This window comes from Streptomyces silaceus (assembly GCF_001419745.1).
GTDB lineage: Bacteria > Actinomycetota > Actinomycetes > Streptomycetales > Streptomycetaceae > Streptomyces > Streptomyces silaceus.
Map to the genome: position 1 here is coordinate 1 of NZ_LIRJ01000461.1, position 6,064 is coordinate 6,064.

Sequence of the window (6,064 nt, forward strand, 5' to 3'; positions counted from 1 at the left end):
ATCACGGGGTTTCTGGCATGGGGAGGGAAGCGAAGGGGCCCGGTCGGCAGACCGGGCCCCTTCGAAGTTGTCCACAGGACTTCCCGCGCTGTCGGTGCCGGGCGGTAGCGTCGGATCATGTCGAGTTCAGCTGCCACGGCGGCGGTGCTGGAGGGGGTCCTCGAGCGCATCACGTACGCCAATGAGGAGACCGGGTACACGGTCGCGCGCGTCGACACCGGCCGCGGCGGCGGAGACCTGCTGACCGTCGTCGGCTCGCTGCTCGGCGCCCAGGTCGGCGAGTCGCTGCGGATGCAGGGCCGCTGGGGCTCCCACCCCCAGTACGGCAAGCAGTTCACCGTCGAGAACTACACGACGGTGCTGCCGGCCACCATCCAGGGCATCCGCCGCTATCTCGGCTCCGGCCTGATCAAGGGCATCGGCCCGGTGATGGCCGACCGGATCACCACGCACTTCGGCGTCGACACCCTCGACGTCATCGAGACCGCGCCGAAGCGGCTCGTCGAGGTCCCGGGCCTCGGCCCCAAGCGCACCAAGATGATCGCCGCCGCCTGGGAGGAGCAGAAGGCCATCAAGGAAGTGATGGTCTTCCTCCAGGGCGTCGGCGTCTCCACCTCCATCGCCGTGCGCATCTACAAGAAGTACGCCGACGCCTCGATCTCCGTCGTGAAGAACGAGCCGTACCGCCTCGCCGCCGACGTCTGGGGCATCGGCTTCCTCACCGCGGACCGCATCGCGCAGTCCGTCGGCATTCCGCACGACAGCCCGGAGCGCGTCAAGGCCGGTCTCCAGTACGCCCTTTCGCAATCCACCGACCAGGGCAACTGCTATCTCCCCCAGGAGCGCCTGATCGCGGACGCGGTGAAGCTGCTCCAGGTCGACACGGGCCTCGTCATCGACTGCCTCGCCGAACTGGCGCGGGACGAGGAGGGCGTCGTCCGCGAGACGCTGCCCGACCCGGACGGCGGGGACGACATCACGGTCGTCTACCTGGTCCCCTTCCACCGCGCCGAACTCTCCCTCGCCGCCCAGCTGTCGCGCCTCCTGGGGGCGGAGGGCGACCGCATGCCCGGCTTCCGGGACGTCGCCTGGGACAAGGCCCTCGCCTGGCTCTCGGACCGCACGGGCGCCGAGCTGGCCCCCGAGCAGGAGGAGGCGGTCAAGCTCGCGCTGACCCGCAAGGTCGCCGTCCTGACCGGCGGGCCCGGCTGCGGCAAGTCCTTCACGGTCCGCTCCGTGGTCGAGCTGGCCCGCGCCAAGAAGGCCAAGGTCGTCCTCGCCGCCCCCACCGGCCGCGCCGCCAAGCGCCTCGCCGAGCTCACCGGCGCGGAGGCCTCCACGGTCCACCGCCTGCTGGAGCTGAAGCCCGGGGGAGACGCGGCGTACGACAGGGACCGCCCGCTGGACGCCGACCTGGTCGTCGTCGACGAGGCCTCGATGCTCGACCTCCTGCTCGCCAACAAGCTGGTGAAGGCCGTCCCGCCGGGCGCCCATCTGCTCTTCGTCGGGGACGTGGACCAGCTGCCCAGCGTCGGCGCGGGCGAGGTCCTGCGGGACATGCTCAGCGCGGAGAGCCCGATCCCGGCCGTCCGCCTCACCCGCATCTTCCGGCAGGCCCAGGAGTCCGGCGTCGTCACCAACGCCCACCGGATCAACTCCGGCGTCCCGCCGCTCACTCAGGGCATGAAGGACTTCTTCCTCTTCGTCGAGGACGAGACCGAGGACGCGGGCCGGCTCACCGTGGACGTCGCCGCGCACCGCATCCCGCGCAAGTTCGGCCTCGACCCCCGGCGCGACGTCCAGGTCCTCGCCCCCATGCACCGCGGCCCGGCCGGCGCCGGCACGCTCAACGGCCTCCTCCAGCAGGCCATCACCCCCGCCCGTCCCGACCTGCCCGAGAAGCGGTTCGGCGGCCGGGTGTTCCGCGTCGGCGACAAGGTCACCCAGATCCGCAACAACTACGAGAAGGGACAGAACGGCGTCTTCAACGGCACGGTGGGCGTCGTCACCGCCCTCGACACCGACGAGCAGCGCCTGACCGTCCGCACGGACGAGGACGAGGAAGTCCCCTACGACTTCGACGAACTGGACGAGCTGGCGCACGCGTACGCGGTGACGATCCACCGCTCCCAGGGCAGCGAGTATCCGGCGGTGGTGATTCCGGTCACCACGGGGGCGTGGATGATGCTCCAGCGGAATCTGCTCTACACCGCCGTGACACGGGCCAAGAAGCTGGTCGTCCTGGTCGGTTCGCGCAAGGCTCTAGGTCAGGCGGTACGCACGGTCTCCGCGGGCAGACGCTGTACGGCACTGGATTTCCGGCTTTCGGGGCGCCGCGGAGCGGGCCCGTGACATTTTGATCGATCAAACGAGTCGGAAACGTCACACAGCACTTTCGGAACCGGGGCGAAGGGGGCAGGATGAGCAGGTTGGCGGCACTGAGTGCCGCCAATAGGCCCAATGGTCGACCCCGAGTGCACTCTCCAGGGCCAAATGGGGGATGGTAGAGACAGTCAGGGCACCTCGAAGAAGAGGCACAACGTCGGTGAGGGATGACGTGAGCGACAACTCTGTAGTACTGCGGTACGGCGATGGCGAGTACACCTACCCGGTGATCGATTCGACCGTCGGCGACAAGGGCTTCGACATCGGGAAGCTCCGCGCCCAGACCGGTCTGGTGACCCTGGACAGCGGCTATGGCAACACCGCCGCCTATAAATCCGCCATCACCTATCTCGACGGCGAGCAGGGGATCCTCCGGTACCGCGGCTACCCGATCGAGCAGCTGGCCGAGCGCTCCACCTTCACCGAGGTGGCGTACCTGCTGATCAACGGCGAACTGCCGAAGGTCGACGAGCTCGCCACCTTCAAGAACGAGATCACGCAGCACACCCTGCTGCACGAGGACGTCAAGCGCTTCTACGACGGCTTCCCGCGTGACGCCCACCCGATGGCCATGCTGTCGTCCGTGGTCAGCGCGCTGTCGACGTTCTACCAGGACAGCCACAACCCGTTCGACGAGAAGCAGCGTCACCTCTCGACGATCCGCCTTCTCGCCAAGCTTCCGACGATCGCCGCCTACGCCTACAAGAAGTCGCAGGGCCACCCGGTCGTCTACCCGCGCAACGACCTCGGCTACGTCGAGAACTTCCTGCGCATGACCTTCTCGGTGCCCGCCGCCGAGTACGAGCTGGACCCGGTCGTCGTCGCCGCGCTCGACAAGCTCCTGATCCTGCACGCGGACCACGAGCAGAACTGTTCGACCTCCACCGTGCGTCTGGTCGGCTCCTCGCAGGCGAACATGTTCGCCTCGATCTCCGCCGGCATCTCGGCCCTGTGGGGCCCGCTGCACGGTGGCGCCAACCAGTCGGTCCTGGAGATGCTCGAGGGCATCCAGGCCTCCGGCGGCGACGTCGACACCTTCATCCGCAAGGTGAAGAACAAGGAAGACGGCGTGAAGCTCATGGGCTTCGGGCACCGCGTCTACAAGAACTTCGACCCGCGGGCGAAGATCATCAAGGCGGCGGCGCACGACGTCCTCTCGGCCCTCGGCAAGTCCGACGAGCTGCTCGACATCGCGCTGAAGCTGGAAGAGCACGCGCTGGCCGACGACTACTTCGTCGAGCGCAAGCTCTACCCGAACGTGGACTTCTACACGGGTCTCATCTACCGCGCCATGGGCTTCCCGACCGAGATGTTCACGGTCCTGTTCGCCCTCGGCCGGCTGCCGGGCTGGATCGCCCAGTGGCACGAGATGATCAAGGAGCCGGGTTCGCGCATCGGCCGCCCGCGCCAGATCTACACCGGTGAGGTTCTCCGGGACTTCGTCCCGGTCGAGGGCCGCTGAGCCCTCCGGGCTGCTGCGGGTCGGCTTCGGCCGGTCGCGCGGCTCCCCGCGCCCCTTACGGGGCCCTCGTCACATAGCGGAAAGCGCCCCGCCATCGATCCCCCCACGGGTCGACGGTCGGGGCGCTTCCCTTTTTCCCGGTGCGGATTCCCCCCACGGGATCCGGCCGGGCGTCTGTGGTTGCCCTGCGGTCTGCCGGGACGCGTACGTACGGGAGGGCCGCTCAAAGCTCCCCGGTGCACGTGCCCCGGCAACGCAATTCCAGGAACATCCCCCAAGATGTCCCCATATGCCGGAAGGCGTCCCCCAAGACATCTTCCTGCATCGCCCCATTAGACTCGCGACCCCCCTCAATGGTTACGTTCCCGTCACTGTGATCTGCGTCTCTTGCATATGTCCTGTACATGCGCAAGAGCCCCGATATGGGGATCGGGGCTCTGGTGTGAAGGTGTCGAAACGGACATGTGAAGGGCCTATGTGAACGTCCTCAGACGCAGACTGTTCGTCACCACGAACACCGAGGAGAACGCCATGGCGGCTCCCGCGATCATCGGGTTCAGCAGTCCGGCCGCCGCGAGCGGCAGCGCGGCGACGTTGTAGCCGAACGCCCAGAAGAGATTGCCCTTGATCGTGGCGAGGGTCTTCCGGGAGAGCCGGATGGCGTCCGCCGCGACCCGCAGGTCCCCGCGGACCAGTGTCAGGTCGCTCGCCTCGATCGCCGCGTCCGTGCCGGTACCCATGGCCAGGCCCAGATCGGCGGCGGCCAGCGCGGCCGCGTCGTTCACGCCGTCGCCGACCATCGCCACGACCCGGCCCTCGCCCTGCAGCCGCCGTACGACATCGACCTTGTCCTGCGGCAGGACCTCCGCGTACACGGCGTCGGGGCCGATGCCCACGGCGTCCGCGACCGCGGTGGCGACGGCCTTGTTGTCGCCGGTGAGCAGCACCGGGGCGAGACCCAGCGCGCGCAGCTCGCGCACCGCCTCCGCGCTGGTCTCCTTCGGGGTGTCCGCGACCGCCAGGACGCCGCGCGCGACGCCGTCCCAGGCGACCAGGACGGCCGTGCGCCCGGCCGCCTCCGCGTCGTCCCGCAGTTTGGTCACCAGGTCCAGGCCGGTGACGCCCGCGTCCGCCAGGAGCCGCTCACGGCCCGCGAGGACGTCGTGCCCGTCCACGGTGCCGCGCACCCCGGACCCGGCGACGTTCGCGAACCCCCGCGGCGCCGGGAGCTCTTCTGCGGCGATGCCCAGGCGGTCGGCGGCGCCCGCCGCGACGGCCCGTGCGACCGGGTGCTCGGAGGCGTGCTCCAGGGCGCCCGCGAGGCGCAGGAGCTGCCTCTCGCCGGTGTCCCCGGCGACGTACACGTCCTTCAGGTCCATGCGTCCCGTCGTCACCGTCCCCGTCTTGTCCAGGACGACGGTGTCGACCTTGCGGGTGGACTCCAGGACCTCGGGGCCCTTGATCAGGATGCCGAGCTGCGCGCCGCGGCCGGTGCCGACCATCAGGGCCGTCGGCGTGGCCAGGCCCAGCGCGCAGGGGCAGGCGATGATCAGGACGGCGACGGCGGCGGTGAACGCGGCGGTCGCGTCGCCCGTGGCGCCCAGCCAGCCGCCGAGCGTGCCGACCGCGATCACCAGGACGACCGGCACGAACACCCCGGCGATCCGGTCGGCGAGGCGCTGCACCTGGGCCTTGCCGGTCTGCGCGTCCTCGACCAGGCGCGCCATCCGGGCCAGCTGGGTGTCGGCGCCGACGCGGGTCGCCGTCACCACGAGGCGGCCCGAGGTGTTCACGGTCGCGCCGGTCACGGTGTCGCCCGTGCCCACGTCGACCGGCACGGACTCGCCGGTCAGCATCGAGGCGTCGACGGCGGAGGCGCCCTCGACGACCGTGCCGTCGGTCGCGACGGTCTCCCCGGGGCGTACGACGAAACGGTCGCCGACGGCCAGGCGCCCGACCGGGATCCGCTGCTCCGTGCCGTCGCGCAGCACGGTCACGTCCTTCGCGCCGAGCTCCAGGAGGGCGCGCAGGGCCGCGCCGGCCCGCCGCTTGGAGCGGGCCTCCAGCCAGCGTCCGAGCAGGATGAAGGTGATGACGCCCGCGGCCACTTCGAGGTAGATGGTGGAGGCGCCGTCGCCCGGCGAGGCGGTGAGGTCGAAGCCGTGCCGCATGCCCGGCATCCCGGCGTCCCCGAAGAACAGCGCCCACAGCGACCAG

3 protein-coding genes are annotated in these 6,064 nt (G+C 69.9%); 2 read left to right on the forward strand and 1 reads right to left on the reverse strand.

Annotated elements, in window-relative coordinates:
• The first annotated feature begins 117 nt into the window (after window positions 1–117).
• Both recD2 and AOK22_RS33915 read left to right on the forward strand, forming a co-directional pair.
• Window positions 118–2,352, forward strand: a complete 2,235-nt coding sequence (recD2, locus tag AOK22_RS33910) for an SF1B family DNA helicase RecD2 (protein ID WP_055702551.1) — start codon at window positions 118–120, stop codon at window positions 2,350–2,352.
• A gap of 205 nt (window positions 2,353–2,557) precedes the next feature.
• The gene (locus tag AOK22_RS33915) at window positions 2,558–3,847 is read left to right on the forward strand and encodes a citrate synthase (protein ID WP_055702552.1); all 1,290 of its coding nucleotides are present in this window, start codon (window positions 2,558–2,560) and stop codon (window positions 3,845–3,847) included.
• Window positions 3,848–4,320: 473 nt separating this feature from the next.
• On the opposite strand, the gene AOK22_RS33920 is transcribed toward AOK22_RS33915, so the two are convergent.
• A partial coding sequence (locus AOK22_RS33920) for a heavy metal translocating P-type ATPase (protein ID WP_055702553.1) occupies window positions 4,321–6,064 on the reverse strand: 1,744 nt, incomplete at its 5' end.